This is a genomic window from Fictibacillus sp. S7 (genome assembly GCF_004127935.1).
GTDB lineage: Bacteria > Bacillota > Bacilli > Bacillales > Fictibacillaceae > Fictibacillus_C > Fictibacillus_C enclensis.
Map to the genome: position 1 here is coordinate 892,111 of NZ_QJKL01000001.1, position 15,846 is coordinate 907,956.

Sequence of the window (15,846 nt, forward strand, 5' to 3'; positions counted from 1 at the left end):
CTCCTTTTATAAGTTCTGCAGGTTTTTGCTGATTGTTGTATAATTAATCTTTGTCCTTAGTTTTTTAAACCGCAGTTTTACTCTCTCTTTTTTGGAAAGGAGATTTTATGCTTAATCTGGCACAGCAAATATTAGAACGTCATTTCGGCTACCCTTCCTTCCGTCCTGGACAGGAAGCAGTGATCAAAAGCATTTTTCAACGAAAAAACACGCTTGGCATCATGCCTACAGGCGGCGGAAAATCCCTCTGCTACCAAGTTCCGGCGATGCTTCTCGAAGGTGTGACACTTGTCATTTCACCTCTGATTTCCCTTATGAAGGACCAGGTGGATTCTCTTGAAAATGCTGGAATACCCTCTACATATATTAATAGTTCATTATCCGACCAGGAAATCCAGGAACGGTTACAGCAAGCTGAGAAAGGCACGTATCAGCTGATTTATATTGCCCCTGAGCGGCTTGAATCTCTAAGCTTCAGAAGACTGGTTGGACAGATCAATGTTTCAATGATTGCCATTGATGAAGCCCACTGTATTTCGCAATGGGGGCATGACTTCCGTCCAAGCTATCTCAGAATCAAGGAAATGCTCAATAACTTATATCCCCGTCCTGTCATCGTTGCCCTGACAGCAACGGCAACAAAGGAAGTAACAGAGGATATATGCTCCCAATTGAATATCGAGGAAATGGTAGTGACCGGCTTTGAACGGGACAACCTTACCTTTTCTATCATAAAGGATGAAGTGAAACGGGAATTTCTATTAAAATATATTGAAAAAAACCAATCCAGCCCGGGAATCATTTACGCCTCCACAAGAAATGAGGTGGACCAGCTTCACGGGTTGCTCGTTAAACAAGGCTATCGCACGTCAAAATATCATGCGGGGCTGTCGGAAGAGGAACGTTCCGAATCTCAAAACCAGTTTATCTACGATGATACTTCCATCATGGTCGCGACCAATGCATTTGGAATGGGAATCAACAAAACGAATGTCCGATATGTGATTCATTATAACCTGCCACGTAATCTTGAAGCTTATTATCAGGAAGCAGGACGTGCCGGAAGGGATGGGGAACCAAGCGAATGCCTTCTTTTCTTCTCTCCACGGGATGTACAGCTTCAAAAGTTTCTGATTGAACAAGGAACACAGGATGAAACAAGAAAAGGCAACGAATACAAAAAACTTCAGTTGATGACAGACTACTGTCACACCGAACAATGCCTCCAGCGGTTTATAGTGGAATACTTCGGAGATGAACCCGCCTCTGATTGCGGCAAATGCGGAAATTGTACAGATGAGCGTGACCAGAAAGAGATCACCACACAGGCACAAATGGTTTTTTCCTGCGTCAAGCGCATGAATGAACGTTTTGGAAAAACAGTGGTCGCCCAAGTGCTTAACGGATCACGTACTAAACGGCTTCAGGAGCTTGGGCTGACTTCCCTGTCAACCTATGGACTCATGAAGGATCTTTCTCAAAAAGAGATCATGCAGCTGATTGACTATTTAACCGCGGAAGGCCTGCTTCAATTATCCGACAGTCAATATCCGGTGTTAATGCTTACCCAGCGTGCTGTCCATGTACTCAAGGGGGAAGAAAAGGTTTATCGGAAGGAAAAACGGCACATGGTCGTCAGGGTTGCCCAAAACAACGAACTGTTTGAGCACCTCAGAGCCTTGCGAAAGGAACTGGCTGATCAAGAAAATGTTCCTCCTTATGTTGTGTTTGCTGACAGTGCACTAACGGAAATGAGTGAGAAAATCCCGCAAACGGAAGAAGATATGCTTAAGATCAAAGGGGTTGGCCAGGTAAAATTTGACCGATATGGTTCCCTCTTTCTTGATGCGATAAAAGCCCAGACAACAGAGACAGCCGTAACTGAGAGAAAAGCAGACACCCATCAAAAAAACAGTCATCTCGAGTCCTATGCTATGTTCAATGAAAATCACACCATTGAACACATCGCAAAAATCAGAGGCCTTTCTGAACAAACGGTTGAAAACCATCTGCTCCGATGTGCGGAAGAGAACGTGAATTTCGACTGGAACAGGATCATTCCCGAAGGGGAGGAAGAAAAAATTCTGAATGCGATCGAAACGCTGGGTTCTGAAAAATTAAAGCCATTAAAAGATGAACTTGGTGATGAAATTTCCTATTTCACCATCAAAGCAGTGATCGCCAAACATCGTACACAGCCGATCCATTAAAAAAGGAAGCCATCATGGCTTCCTTTTTATACTTCAACACCTCTTCGCTTTTGATCAAGATAAAATTTGGTTGCCCAAAGACTAATCAGCAGAATAAGCTCGGACGCATTGGTTACAGCCGTGCTGTTCAACTCCAGAGGAATGGGGTTTCCTGCCGTCATGATAGCCGCCCCTGCAAGCATCCAGATCCAATGCTGCTGCTTTAAAATATAGAAACCCGCAGCCAGCAATGGGATAATAGTAATGAACACCATGAGCGGCGGGCCGCCAGATTCGGCATTCACGTAGCGTAGTGCACCAAATTTTTCTTCCACTTTCAATTTTACGTCCTTTGTTTCCGTCACGATTTCCAGCACAATCAGCAGTACAGTGAATGCGATAAATGAGCGTTTTGCACTCGGTTTGGTTGGTCCGGTAAAACCCCATCAACAGCAAAATCACGTAACCTGTCGTAAAGAAGGCATAAATCCACGAATCCATCATTTTATCCTTCACCGGAAATTTTTAATAGCAAACAAAAAAGCAATGAGCACTCCGCTCATTGCACCTCTTGAAAATAATCTTTATAAAAACCGCCAATTTTGCCGGAATTGTCCAATACGAAATAAAATTCGTCAGTTTCGTTTTTCACTTCATACGTTTTTCCTTCTGTGAGCACACGGTTAACCATATACTTCCCAGCGTTCGTATGTACACATTTTACTTTTTTAACGGTTTCTTTGTTATTCCATGCTTGATGAATCATTTTGGTCCCTCCTTATCTGGTCACCTATTATTTTAATGGAATATCCTCTGTTTTTAAAGTGAAGAAAGCAAACAAAAAGAAAAGCCTGATGCGTTTCAGGCTTTTCTATTCGAAATCATCAGGATTTTTGTCTTCTTTCCTTTTTTCAGATTTATCAGGATCGCGCTGTGGATCAATATCCTGATGTCTCGTTTCCTTCTCTTTTTGTTCTACAGACTCATTATTTGATGGGTTCTTGTTTTCAGTCATGTCCATCCCTCCCTGTCGATAGAAATACTGTACCCTTTTTATCATGATTTAAACGGTTTTAATCTTCTGCAGCAGGGAAACAAACTGTACATCAAAAAAGAAGGAGCTGATTCATCATGGCTATTCAAATAATAACAAAGAAGGTCTTCTTGAATATGAAAAGAAAGTACAGAGCAACCAGAAGCCTACAGACGATTCAGCAAACAAAAATCGTCTGGCGGACGAACAAAACCGCTAAAAAAGTTGAGGAAAATCACCGAAGACAGAAAACAAAAAAAGCGCCGGGAGGGCGCTTTTTTTATTATGCGGTTTTACTTGCAGCTTCGAGATCAAGTACTGCGCGTTCGCTCTGTTTCTCATCAAACTCTTTCTCACTTTTGGAAACCACAATCGTAGCAATCCCATTTCCGATCAAATTCACAATCGCACGGGCTTCACTCATAAAGCGGTCAACACCAAGCAGCAATGCGAGCCCTTCAACAGGAATAACCTGCATGGCGGAAAGTGTGGAAGCAAGGACAATAAAACCTCCTCCTGTTACAGCAGCAGCTCCTTTGGATGTAAGCATCAGAACGGCAATAATAGTTAATTGCTGGGTCAAGCTTAAATCCACATTGAATACTTGAGCCAGAAAAACAACAGCCATGGAAAGGTAGATGGAGGTTCCATCCAGGTTAAACGAATAACCGGTTGGAATGACAAGACCCACAACGGATTTTGAGCAGCCGAATTTCTCCATTTTATTCATCATGCGCGGAAGCACCGATTCAGATGAACTTGTTCCAAGAACGATCAGGATTTCATCTTTAATGTATCTCAGGTATTTCCACAAGCTAAAGCCGTACATTTTACAAATAATATTCAATACCACAACAACGAACAGGAACATGGTGGTGTACACCGAAATCATCAATTTTCCAAGCGGCAGAAGAGAAGCAAGTCCGAAATTGCCGATCGTAAATGCCATCGCGCCAAAAGCGCCAATAGGTGCCGCTTTCATAATGTAGCCCACTACATTAAAGAAAATCGTAAGCAGTTTATCAAAGAACTCAATAACAGGCTTCCCTTTGTCTCTTAAGGCTGTTAACCCCACTCCAAACAAAATGGAAAAGAAGAGAACCTGCAGGATATCACCTTTGGCAAACGCATCAACCATGTTGCTCGGAACGATATGGGTGAAAAAGTCGATCCAGTTGATACCGCCTTCTCCGCCTTCGGATGTGAACTGAGAAACATCCCCTTTTTGCAGCTTATCAAAGTCCAGTCCTGCCCCAGGCTTAATAATGTTAACAACAATAAGGCCGATCACCAGAGCAAACGTCGTTACTACTTCAAAATAGATAAAAGCCTTTCCTCCGACTTTTCCTACTTTTTTCATGTCCCCCATTTTCGCAATCCCTAATACAATGGTAAGAAAGATAATCGGGGCAATCACCATTTTTACCGCATTGATAAATGTATCACCGAGCGGTTTCATTTGCTTACCGGCATCCGGCCAGAGAAGCCCTACTGTAATACCAAGAATAATGGCAATTATGACTTGGAAGGTCAGGTTTTTGAATAATGGTTTCATGGTTTTCCTCCTTATGAAAAACTGAAAGCGTTATCACCGATAAAACGATGATAACGCTGTCTGAAAATTTAGTGAATATTTAGGTGATATTGTCCTTTTTGGTCTTTTTGGTCTTCCTCTGTTTATTTCTACCTGTTTTTCATTAAATACCGGTTGATTGGCCTGCCCACCCCTCCATATTGGACGTCCAGCTTAATTTCCCCGGTTTTCTCCAGGTATTCAAGATACCTTCGTGCGGTTACCCGGGCAATGCCGACTCCTTCTGCTACTTCTTCTGATGATTTCCCTCCCGATTGGTCTTTCAAAAAACCGATAATCTGCATGAGTGTATTTTGGCTCAGCCCTTTTGGTATCTCCTCTTGTTTCCGTGCGGAAATGGTCGCTACCGACAGCAAAGCATCGACCTCTTTCTGTGACATTTCTCCTTGCGTATTTAGCTGCAGCCTGTATTCCTTATACCGTTCAAGCGCTTGCTGGATTCTCTCAAATTTAAACGGCTTAATGATATAATCCACCGCTCCCTGCTGCAGCATGGTTTGTATGGTCTGCCGGTCATTTGCCGCGGAAATTACGATAACATCTACCTTTGATTTTTGTTTTCGAATCTCGTGGATGGTATGAATGCCGTCCTGCTTCGGCATATAGATGTCAAGAACGACGAGATCGGGCTGCAGTTTCTTGATCTTTTTTAACCCTTCCGCTCCGTTTGCGGCCATTCCCGTCACCTTGAAGCCAGAAACCTTTTCAATAAATGCTCTGTTAATTTCCAAAACCATGGGGTCATCCTCTATTAACAATACGTCAATGCTATTTTCTTTCATCGCAATGCTCCTTTATTTCATTGGAAATGTGATATAAAAGCTGGTTCCGCCGCCTGGGAATGTAGAAAGAGAAATCTCTCCTTTCCCCTTGTTCACGATATCCTTCACCAGATAAAGCCCAATCCCGAGTCCCTCTTCTCCTTTCGTCGTGATTCCTTTTACAAAGATATCGGGAAGGAGTTCCTCTGGAATGCCAGGTCCGTTGTCTTCAACAAGCAACGCGCATACTTCATGATCCTGTTCAATACTAACGTCGATTTTTTTCAGTGAAGTATCGGACTCATTCAGGGCGTAAAATGAGTTTTCAATCAGGTTTCCGAGGATGATGACAAAATCATGCTCATTCAGGTGAGGTGGAAGATGCTGCAGATGGCTTTGACTGTCAATGATGACCTCGATTTTCAGTTCTTTCCCTCTGCTCACTTTGCTTAACAGCAATCCGGCAATACTGTCGTTCCGGATATTTTTTGTAATCAGCCGTGTCAAGCTTTCCTGTTGTTTCGTGATGTCAAACACATACTGCAGCGCCTGTTTTTTTTTATCCAGCTGAATAAGCCCGGCAATCGTATGCAATTTGTTCAAGTGTTCATGATTTTGAATGCGAAGGGCTTCAACAAAGGCTTTAACCCCGGTCAGCTCTTCCGCCATTTTCGCCACTTCTGTCCGGTCCTGGAAAATTGCTACCGCTCCTATCACCGATTTGTCCACTTTAATGGGAATCCGGTTGCTTATGATGATGTTTCCGCTCACATTGATTTCTTGATTAAACACCGCTTTCCCGTATTCAATAATCTCAGGCAAACGGGTATCGGGAATAACACTCCGGATCGGCTTTCCCAGAGAATGGCCGGTCACATCAAAGATGTCTTTTGCCCTTTCATTAAATATAGTGATCTTCTCATTCATATCAATGGCGATTACCCCTTCATGCATGGCATGAAATGCAGCGGTGCTTTCTTCATACATGCGTACGATCTGATGGGGCTCGAGTTCAAACATTTGCTGTTTAATATGCCGTGCAAGCATCCAGGAACCCAAAAGTCCAAATAAAAGGGTCAGGAACATAATCAATGCAATTTGTGCTTTCAATCCCTGTAAAATTTCAAGATAACCGGGAAGAATGTTGCCGACGATCACAACACCAACCTGTTCGAGCTTATTATTTTTTATTGGCATAAAAGCCCGGACAGCAATTCCAAGATCTCCTTTCGCTTTGGAAAGATAGGTATGATCTGCAAATGCAGGGCCTTCATCCTTACCTGAAGACGATGTGCCGATCAGGCTTTGAACCGGATGGGAGTAGCGGATGCCCTCCATGTTTAAAACAACAATATAATCCGTGTTATTGATCACCCGGATGTTTTCCACGATGGGATTGATCACTGCCGCGCCGTTCTTTTTCTGAATCTGTTTTTGTACCTCTGGCAGTTGGGCAACCGTCCTGGCAGTAATCATCCCCCGCTTTCCCAGCTCCTCTTCTCTCATATCAACGATTTTGCCGGTGATTATAATTCCACCGATCAAGAGGGAAAAGAGAACGATTCCAAAAGAGAGAAAAATAATTTTCCATCGGATGGGCAATTTTAGAACATTCATGACTGTCTGTCTTCCTTCCTTAAATTCTACAGAACATTGTATCATGGTTTTAAAGATATGCTAGACTGTAAAGAGGATTAAAAGCCTTGATGGAAAATTAAAGGACGTGGAGAAAAGAATAGCATGAAAACATTTTTAGGAATCGCCTTATTTCTTATCACTGGCCTGCTGCTTTCATTTTATATAGGTTTTCATTTTGATTTTTCAGAGCGAAAGCTGGTATCCGATGATGACCAGGAAGGAATTAAAGAGCAGATTGTCATAAAATTCAGTCATGTGGTGGCAGAAAATACACCAAAGGGACTGGCAGCCCGAAAATTCGCCGAACTTGTAGACCAAAAATCAAACCATAAAGTGAAGGTAGAGGTTTTTCCAAATGGCAGCCTTTATTCGGACAAAGAGGAACTTCATGCTCTTCAGGAAGGAGACGTACAGATGATTGCTCCTGCCACCTCAAAGCTCGGAAGCATATCGCCCAAATGGCAGGCTCTTGATCTTCCGTTTGCATTCCCATCTGAAGCTGCGATCAATGAAGGATTGGACGGAACAATCGGAAGAACGCTGCTATCTTCGCTCAACAGCCATAACATTAAAGGACTGGGGTTCTGGGTGAACGGGTTAAAGCAGATCACCAACAAAGACCATGCGATCATCTCGACTGATGATTTTAAGGATCGGAAATTCAGGATCATGTCGAGCTCGGTCCTGAAGAAACAGTTCAATCTTCTTGGCAGCCAAAGCGTTCCGATGGATTTTAATGAAACATACAGAAGTTTGGAATCCGGAGAAGTGGATGGAGAAGAAAATACAATTTCCAATATCTATTCCAAAAAATATTATAAGGTGCAAAATTACATGACCATCAGTAATCATGGATTTCTCGGGTATGCCATCCTGATCAACAACGATTACTGGAACTCGCTGCCACGAAATGTACAAACCATTATTCAGGACGCGATTAAGGAAACGGTAGCCTGGAATCAGAAGCATTACATTTCCATGAATAAAAAACAGCTGAACTCAATTAAAGAAGAATCCGATATAGAGATTCATACACTGAATGCAGAAGAGAAGAAGAGGTGGATAAAAAAACTGAAGCCCCTTTATCAGCAGTATGAACCTGCTGCAGGAAAAAAACTAATTCATGATATTGAGCATCTTCAGTATAAATACCAGTAAAAAAACGCCTCTCACAGAGGCGTTTTAATATGGAAGCGCAAGCTGTTCCTGCTGCAAAAACTGAATGGTTTCTTTATCGTTGGAAGCGGGAAGCTGGAATTTTTGTTTGTAGGTTTCCTGGCCCTTTCCTGTAACAAAAACCCAATCTCCTGCTCTGGCTTCTTTCCATGCATATTCTATGGCTTTGGTACGGTCAGGGATAACAATGGCATTGTCTTTCGCATCGTTTTCTTTCAAACGTTCCAGGTCACTGATCATTTTTTCCTCAGGAACCCTATTCAAGTCATCAAAGGTAAGTATAAGCTGGTCGCAAACAGAGGAACAAAGGGAAACTATTTCACTCCGCTTGGTCACATCCCGGTTCCCCCTGAAACCTAATATATGGACGATCCGCTCTGCATTTTCTCGTTTGGCGGTTTGATAACAATACTCTATAGCATCCTTTGTATGGGCATAATCCACGATAAATGTAGCACCTGAAGTGTGGCTGTATGTTTCAAACCGGCCTGGTACACCGGGGAACTTATCCAATGAAGCAATCACCTTTTCAAGTGAAAGATTCATTTTTGAAACGGTCAGCAGCGCGCCGATTGTATTCCAAACATTATGAAGTCCCGGAAGAGGTATTTGAAAAATATATTCCAGTGATTCTTGTTTTAATTTAATTAATGGGAAGTATTCTGTACATACATGGATGAGTTTCATATCATCACGATCATCTGAGCCAAATGTATAGACGTCATGTTCCGTTGCTTCAATTTGATGTTTGAGCTTTCTTCCCCATTCATTATGGGAAGCAATGACAGCAGCACCATTTTTCTTTAGTTGTTTAAATAGTCTGGATTTCACATTGAAATATTCCTCAAGACTATCATGATAATCCAAATGGTCATGCCCAAGATTGGTAAAAAGCGCATAATCAAACAGTATCCCTTCCACACGCTGCTGTGCAATGCCATGTGAGGATACTTCCATAATCACAACTTCGTCACGGCTCTCGGCAAGGAGGGCTTGCAATTCGAGAGGATCAGGTGTGGTATTTTTTGATTGAATCCTTTCATTATTTATGATGTTATGAACCGTTCCGATCAAAGAGCAAGTTTTCCCTGCTTTTTCAATCATGTGCTTTAACAAATAAGCAGTGGTTGTTTTACCGTTCGTCCCAGTGATTCCAATCATTACATGATTTTGATAGGGATGCCCATAATACTGACTTGCAAGGTGTGCCAGTGCTTTTCTTGAGTCGGGTGTCTGGTAGTACGGGACATCCAACCGGGTCGGTGGCAGTTCACCGACAACGGCAACAGCCCCTTTATCTATCGCTTGCTGGATGTACTGATGGCCGTCTGTTGCAAATCCCTTAATCGCTACAAACAGGTCTCCAGGACGGATTTTTTTTGAATTAAATTGAATAGCGTTGATTGATACGGAAGGAAGATGATTCACACGGTCAGTGATGGTTATTACTTTTAGCAGTTCGTCCAATTTCATGCTTGCGTGCTCCCCTTTTACTGTAGATTGAGCTCTATACATATCATTTCGCTAAAAGGGGGATTTTATCGTACTTCCATTCGACATATTTCGATTTTTGATTTATTAATTTACCGTATTCAAGTCAAGCAGTTCATAAGTAAGCTCTGTTTTGCCGTTCTTCCAAGTCATTTCATTGATTTTTGCAATCGCTACTGGCTTGGTTTCTTTTGTTTTGCGAATTTCCAGCGGAATATCCAGCGGGTAAAGTCGGTAGCCTTCTTTTGTCAGTGTGTATAGGTTTGATGATTTCAACCGAATTTCTTTATTCTTTGTCACGATCATTGTGTTCAATTCCATCGGCATGCCCATAGGATACAACCCCTTTGTTTTTTATTTTCTCTATCCTATTGTAATGCGGGAGCATTCTTTTGCCTACATTTTTGCAAATAAAAAACGCCAGGGAAACCTTTCCCCCAGCGTCATCAAATCAGCCCTGAAGCAATAGTGATTCAGGATCTTCGAGCATTTCTTTTACTTTTGCAAGGAAGCTTACTGCCTCACGTCCATCAACGATACGGTGATCATAAGAAAGAGCAATATACATCATTGGACGGTTTTCCATACGTTCTGCGTCAATGGCTACAGGACGTAATTTAATGCCGTGCATTCCTAGAATACCAACTTGTGGGGCATTCAAAATCGGAGTGGACATTAGGGAACCAAAGATTCCGCCGTTGGTGATCGTAAACGTACCGCCTTGAAGCTCGGAAAGCGTCAATTTGTTGTCTCTTGCTTTTTTACCAAGAGAAAGAATTTCTTTTTCAATACCGGCAAAAGAAAGCTTGTCAGCATCACGTACAACTGGTACTACAAGCCCTTCTTCAGCACCAACTGCGATTCCGATGTCATAGAACTTCTTAAGAAGCACTTCATCTCCCTGGATTTCAGCGTTAAGAAGCGGGAACTGCTTCAATGCGCCGACAACCGCTTTTGTAAAGAAAGACATATAGCCCAGCTTTACATCGTTCTGCTGCAGGAAAGCGTCTTTTCTGCGTTTACGGATGTCGTTGATCGCAGTCATGTCTACTTCGTTAAACGTGGTTAGCATTGCAGCAGTTTGCTGAACTTCAACCAGTCGCTTAGCAATCGTTTGACGACGGCGGGAAAGCTTCATGCGTTCTACCGGTTTTCCTGGTACATCCGCAGTTTTAGGAGCACTTGCCGGTTTCTTCTCAGGTGCCTTTGCTGGTTTTTGTTCCGGCTGGGCAGCTTTTTCGGATGCTGCTTTTACATCTTCAGGGCGTACGCGTCCAAGCGGGTCACGTGCTTCAACCTTGGAAAGGTCAATGCCAAGCTCACGAGCAAGCTTGCGTGCTGCCGGAGATGCCAATGGACGATCTGTTTCTTTTCGCTCTTCAGCTGGCTGGGTTTCTTGCGGCTGCTTTTCCTGTGCAGTTCCAATAGGTTCAACTGCAGGCTGTTTTGCTTCCTCTTTGCTTTCAGCAGCTTCGGGAGCTTGTGTTGCTTCACCGCCAGCTTCTCCATTTTCTTTCAATACAGCAATAACGTCTCCCACTTCAACGGTATCGCCTTCTTCACGAAGAACTTCCTGGATAATACCATCATAGTCAGCGCTGATTTCAATATTGACTTTATCCGTTTCAAGCTCGACGATGTTATCGCCCTTCTTTACGTTGTCACCAACATTTTTCAGCCATTGTGCGATTGTTCCTTCTGAGATGGATTCTGCTAATTCTGGTACTTTAATTTCAATCACGTTCATTGCCTCCCTCTTGAGTTATCGGTTTTACTTGCTCCGCTCGTAATGCAACTGTCACGATACGTTCTTGTTCTTTTTTATGGATATCAGGATCTCCGCCTGAAGGGCTGGACCGGTCAGGGCGTCCAATGTAATTAACAGTAGCGCCAGCCGGTGCAAGGGCACGCAATTTGGACTCAATGTAAGCCCAAGACCCCATGTTTTTCGGCTCTTCCTGTACCCAAGCGACTTCCTCAAGATGAGGGTAGCGATCAAAAATGGCCTTGATTTCATTTTTAGGGAACGGATACAGCTGCTCAACACGTAAAACATGTAGATGATCCAGCTTTTCCGTTTTTCCATCTGCTTCTGTAGCAAGGTCGATTGCCACTTTCCCCGTAGACAGCACGATTCGTTTTACCTTATCCGTGTTCTTTCCAAGTCCTTCTTGTTCAACAACTGGATTAAATTGTCCAGTGCCAAGGAGCTCTCCAGGAGAAGATGTTCTTGGATTTCTGAGCAGGCTCTTCGGTGTCATAATAACCAGCGGTCGAACCTCATCCTTTCCAAGAATAGCAGCCTGGCGGCGAAGAATGTGGAAATACTGTGCAGCGCTTGAAAGATTCGCTACAGTCCAGTTGTTTTCTGCAGCCAATTGAAGGAAACGTTCAATACGGCCGCTGGAGTGCTCTGGCCCTTGTCCTTCGTAACCATGTGGCAGAAGAAGAACGAGTCCTGACTTTTGACCCCATTTAGCTCGTCCTGCAGAGACAAATTGGTCGAATAAAACTTGCGCCGCATTTGCGAAGTCACCATATTGTGCTTCCCAAAGAACAAGCGTTTCTGGAGCAAACACGTTATAACCGTACTCAAATCCAACAACAGATGCTTCAGAAAGCGGACTGTTATGAATGCCGAATGACGCTTTCACCTGCGGGATATAGTGAAGTGGTGAAAACAGCTTGCCGTTTTTGCTGTCATGCAAGACAAGGTGACGCTGGGCAAACGTTCCACGTTCAGAATCCTGGCCGGTAATGCGGATAGGTGTTCCGTCACTCAGGATGGATGCAAACGCAAGGGTTTCAGCCAAAGCCCAATCGACTTTGTTGCCTTCATCCAATGCATTTCCTCGTCTCGCCAGAATTCTCTCCAGTTTAGGATAAACGGTGAATCCTTCCGGACGTTCAAGAAGGGCCTGGTTGATCTCTTTCAATTGATCTAAAGCAACAGAAGTATCCACTGCCGGGATTCCTTTTACAATGGACTCAGGAACCTCCACATCTTTTACTTCTCCGTCTTTTGAAACGCCTTTTACTTTTTCATATTCCGCCTGAAGTTTTTGTTGTACTTCATTATCCATCTCGTCGCCTTTTCCTTCAGGAATAACGCCATCTGCTTCCAATTGCTTGGCGAACAGGGCGCGGACGGTAGGATGGTTGTTTACTTTTTCGTATTTTTCCGGCTGGGTAACAGCTGGATCATCCATTTCGTTGTGACCAAAACGTCTGTATCCAATCAGATCAATCAGGAAGTCTTTTTGGAACCGCATACGGTATTGATAAGCGAGCGTTACGGCTGCGATACACGCAATCGGATCATCAGCGTTCACGTGAACAATCGGAATTTCGAATCCTTTTGCCAGGTCACTTGAATATTTCGTAGAACGCGAATCCGCACTCTCGGTTGTAAAACCAATCATGTTGTTGGCGATGATATGAACCGAACCGCCTGTCTGATACCCTCTGAGCCTGCTGAGGTTCAGGGTTTCAGCAACGATTCCCTCACCAGGAAAAGCCGCATCCCCATGAATGGAAATCGCAAATGATTTATTTACGTCCTGCTTTGGATAGCCTGGCTCTGTACGCACCTCTTGAGCGGCTCGTGTATATCCGCAAACCACCGGATTAACAAATTCAAGGTGGGATGGGTTATTTGCCAATGTAAGTGTTGCTCTTGCTGTGCTGGATTCCTCGATGGAGCGGTCTGCACCAAGGTGGTATTTAACGTCTCCTGTCCAGCCAAAGTTAATGCCTCTGGAACCTTCAGAAGGAATAAGCTCCTTGTTCGGCGAATGATGGAATTCTGCAAAAATCTTCTCGTACGGCTTGCCTAAAGTATGGGCAAGCACATTCAGCCGGCCGCGGTGAGCCATACCGATCATGATGTTGCTGGTGCCGCCTTTCACGCTTTGATGAATCATATCATCAAGCATTGGCACAAGAATATCCAATCCTTCAATGGAGAAACGTTTTTGCCCTACAAATGTTTTGTGCAAAAACTTTTCAAAGCCTTCCACTTCAGTCAGGCGCTGTAATAATTCAATCTTTTCTTCATTTGTCATATCAGGATAAATATATCCTGATTCCACCATATTATTTAACCAGGTTTGTTCTTCCTCTACATGCACATGGCTGAATTCGTATGCCATGGACTTTGTATAGATATCCTTCAAACGCTGGATGGCTTCCAGGCCATTTTGAACGTCTCTTGGTGCTTCCGCCCAAATCAAAGAGGCTGGAATCGTTTTCAAGTCCGCCTCACTTAGCCCATAATGGGATGGATCAAGCAGTTTAATGTCTTTAGACACTTCTTCAAGGGGATGAATTTCAGCTGCTAAATGTCCGTAAACACGGATATTCTCAGCGAGTTTTGAAGCTGCCACGATTTTGCTGATGGATGTTCCGCTTTGTGCTTGTTGAAAGTTGGCAGATTCTTGATTTGCTTCATCAGAAGATGGTGGCGGACCCCACTCTTCAAACTGTTTTCTTAGTTCCTCATCAACTGAACTGGGATCAGCTGAATACTGCTCAAACAGTTCAATGACATAACCAAGGTTCGGTCCGTAGAATCCCTGCCAAGGAGAATCCTGGCTTGGACGGTTTGTACTCATCGGTTGATACCCCCTGCTGCATTATAATTGCAAATTTTAACATCTTTACTAGGAGAACGACTAGAAGTTCTCAAAATGCCTGTTTTTAATCGCAAAAGCAAACCTAACTTCATTGAATTACATCCCCTGAATGTACAACAACAAAACGATTTTTTACAAATCTCGGTAAATTTCTCTCTTTTGCATTAAAGCGAAGGTATATGTCGAACTTCTGTATTAAACGTTTTCATGGTTATTTTAGCACAGTCTGAGCATAGGTCAAAAGTAAAGTTACAAGAAAAATGACCGGAAGTTACGAATTCCGGCCGAAAATTGTCATATTCCGTATGTTTTCTGCTTATTTTTAGGCTGTAAGCGGGCCAGCCACCTTGTTTTGGAAAATGAAAAGATAATTAGTGCCAGCCAAATCAGGAAAAAAGAAAACAGACGCGTCTTCGAAAAATCCTCATGATACAAGAAAACGCCCAAAATAAGCATGATCGTAGGAGCTATATATTGCAGAAACCCGATCATGGAAAGAGAGATGCGTTTCGCTCCCTGGGCAAAGCAAAGCAATGGAATCGCCGTGACGACCCCCGCTCCCATTAGTAACAGGGTCACTGTGCTGTTTTGGGCGGCGAAGGCTTCTGTACCCCTTTGCTGCGCGAAAACGATATAGGCAAGCGCCAGAGGCGTTACAAACATCGTTTCATACGTCAGTCCAATAATAGAATCGAAGCTTCCTACCTTTTTGGCCAGCCCGTATAAGCCAAAGCTTAATGCAAGCGATAATGCAACCCATGGGAATCTCCCATACTGAAACGTCAAAAGGCCAACGCCGGCCAGGGCAACAACAAAAGAGGCCACCTGCCATGCATTCAATTTTTCTTTTAAAACGATGATACCCAAAAGAACGCTGATCAGCGGATTAATATAATACCCAAGGCTCGCTTCAACGACGTGGTTGGAGTTGACAGCCCAAATGTAAATCAGCCAGTTGGCACTGATCAGCAGCGAAGAAGCCAGCACGGCAAAGAAATGTTTTTTATCAAGAAACAGGCTCCGCAAATTTCCCACAAATGCCGAGGTTTTTTTCATGACCAGAATGATCAGCAGCATAAATATAAAAGACCAAATGATGCGGTGGGCCAAAACATCACCTGAACCAGCGGATTGCAGCGGTTTCCAGTATAGCGGCAAAAATCCCCACATCAAATAAGAAAGTGCAGCGTACCAGATGCCGACAGTTTGTTCATTTTGACTTCTCATGGCAGTAACCCCTATTCTCTATCAGATTTTTCTTACTCAATTATAGTGCCGTCGGATCGAAAGGCAAAATACTTTGCCCAAACAAAAAAGCCGCTCAAATTGC

At 43.4% G+C, this 15,846-nt stretch carries 13 protein-coding genes; 2 read left to right on the top strand and 11 right to left on the bottom strand.

Translation table 11 applies throughout. The features are described from left to right. Positions 1 to 107 precede the first annotated feature (107 nt). Positions 108 to 2,210, top strand: coding sequence for a DNA helicase RecQ (gene recQ / locus DMO16_RS04530; protein WP_129475654.1), 2,103 nt, complete (start codon positions 108 to 110; stop codon positions 2,208 to 2,210). A gap of 26 nt (positions 2,211 to 2,236) precedes the next feature. On the opposite strand, the gene DMO16_RS04535 is transcribed toward recQ, so the two are convergent. From DMO16_RS04535 to DMO16_RS04560, 6 genes are all read right to left on the bottom strand, one after another. Further along, the gene (locus tag DMO16_RS04535) at positions 2,237 to 2,554 is read right to left on the bottom strand and encodes a hypothetical protein (protein WP_129475656.1); all 318 of its coding nucleotides are present in this window, start codon (positions 2,552 to 2,554) and stop codon (positions 2,237 to 2,239) included. Positions 2,555 to 2,748: 194 nt separating this feature from the next. Beyond that, the gene (locus tag DMO16_RS04540; RefSeq protein WP_061970023.1) at positions 2,749 to 2,955 is read right to left on the bottom strand and encodes a DUF6501 family protein; all 207 of its coding nucleotides are present in this window, start codon (positions 2,953 to 2,955) and stop codon (positions 2,749 to 2,751) included. Positions 2,956 to 3,060: 105 nt separating this feature from the next. Next, the gene (locus DMO16_RS04545) at positions 3,061 to 3,204 is read right to left on the bottom strand and encodes a 3-methyladenine DNA glycosylase (protein ID WP_129475659.1); all 144 of its coding nucleotides are present in this window, start codon (positions 3,202 to 3,204) and stop codon (positions 3,061 to 3,063) included. A gap of 301 nt (positions 3,205 to 3,505) precedes the next feature. Next, entirely contained in the window at positions 3,506 to 4,777 is a 1,272-nt protein-coding gene (gene dctP / locus DMO16_RS04550) for a C4-dicarboxylate transporter DctP (RefSeq protein WP_129475661.1), read from the bottom strand. Positions 4,778 to 4,905: 128 nt separating this feature from the next. Next, positions 4,906 to 5,598, bottom strand: coding sequence for a response regulator (locus DMO16_RS04555; protein ID WP_129475663.1), 693 nt, complete (start codon positions 5,596 to 5,598; stop codon positions 4,906 to 4,908). Positions 5,599 to 5,610: 12 nt separating this feature from the next. Further along, entirely contained in the window at positions 5,611 to 7,194 is a 1,584-nt protein-coding gene (locus tag DMO16_RS04560; protein WP_129475665.1) for an ATP-binding protein, read from the bottom strand. 123 nt (positions 7,195 to 7,317) lie between these two features. On the opposite strand from DMO16_RS04560, the gene DMO16_RS04565 reads away from it, so the two are divergent. Then, positions 7,318 to 8,373 carry a DctP family TRAP transporter solute-binding subunit gene (locus DMO16_RS04565; protein ID WP_129475667.1) on the top strand — a complete coding sequence of 352 codons (1,056 nt, stop codon included), beginning with the start codon at positions 7,318 to 7,320 and terminating at the stop codon, positions 8,371 to 8,373. 24 nt (positions 8,374 to 8,397) lie between these two features. On the opposite strand, the gene DMO16_RS04570 is transcribed toward DMO16_RS04565, so the two are convergent. The 5 genes from DMO16_RS04570 to rarD form a co-directional block, all read right to left on the bottom strand. Further along, the gene (locus tag DMO16_RS04570) at positions 8,398 to 9,864 is read right to left on the bottom strand and encodes a UDP-N-acetylmuramoyl-L-alanyl-D-glutamate--2,6-diaminopimelate ligase (protein WP_164988855.1); all 1,467 of its coding nucleotides are present in this window, start codon (positions 9,862 to 9,864) and stop codon (positions 8,398 to 8,400) included. 105 nt (positions 9,865 to 9,969) lie between these two features. Next, entirely contained in the window at positions 9,970 to 10,215 is a 246-nt protein-coding gene (locus DMO16_RS04575; RefSeq protein ID WP_061970009.1) for a DUF2584 domain-containing protein, read from the bottom strand. 118 nt (positions 10,216 to 10,333) lie between these two features. Further along, positions 10,334 to 11,623, bottom strand: a complete 1,290-nt coding sequence (gene odhB, locus DMO16_RS04580; RefSeq protein ID WP_061971627.1) for a 2-oxoglutarate dehydrogenase complex dihydrolipoyllysine-residue succinyltransferase — start codon at positions 11,621 to 11,623, stop codon at positions 10,334 to 10,336. Further along, entirely contained in the window at positions 11,616 to 14,495 is a 2,880-nt protein-coding gene (locus DMO16_RS04585; protein ID WP_129475671.1) for a 2-oxoglutarate dehydrogenase E1 component, read from the bottom strand. Before DMO16_RS04585 ends, odhB begins: the two co-directional genes overlap by 8 nt. 315 nt (positions 14,496 to 14,810) lie before the next feature. Beyond that, on the bottom strand, positions 14,811 to 15,743 hold the full coding sequence (gene rarD, locus DMO16_RS04590) for an EamA family transporter RarD (protein WP_129475673.1): 933 nt from the start codon (positions 15,741 to 15,743) through the stop codon (positions 14,811 to 14,813). Positions 15,744 to 15,846: the final 103 nt, after the last annotated feature.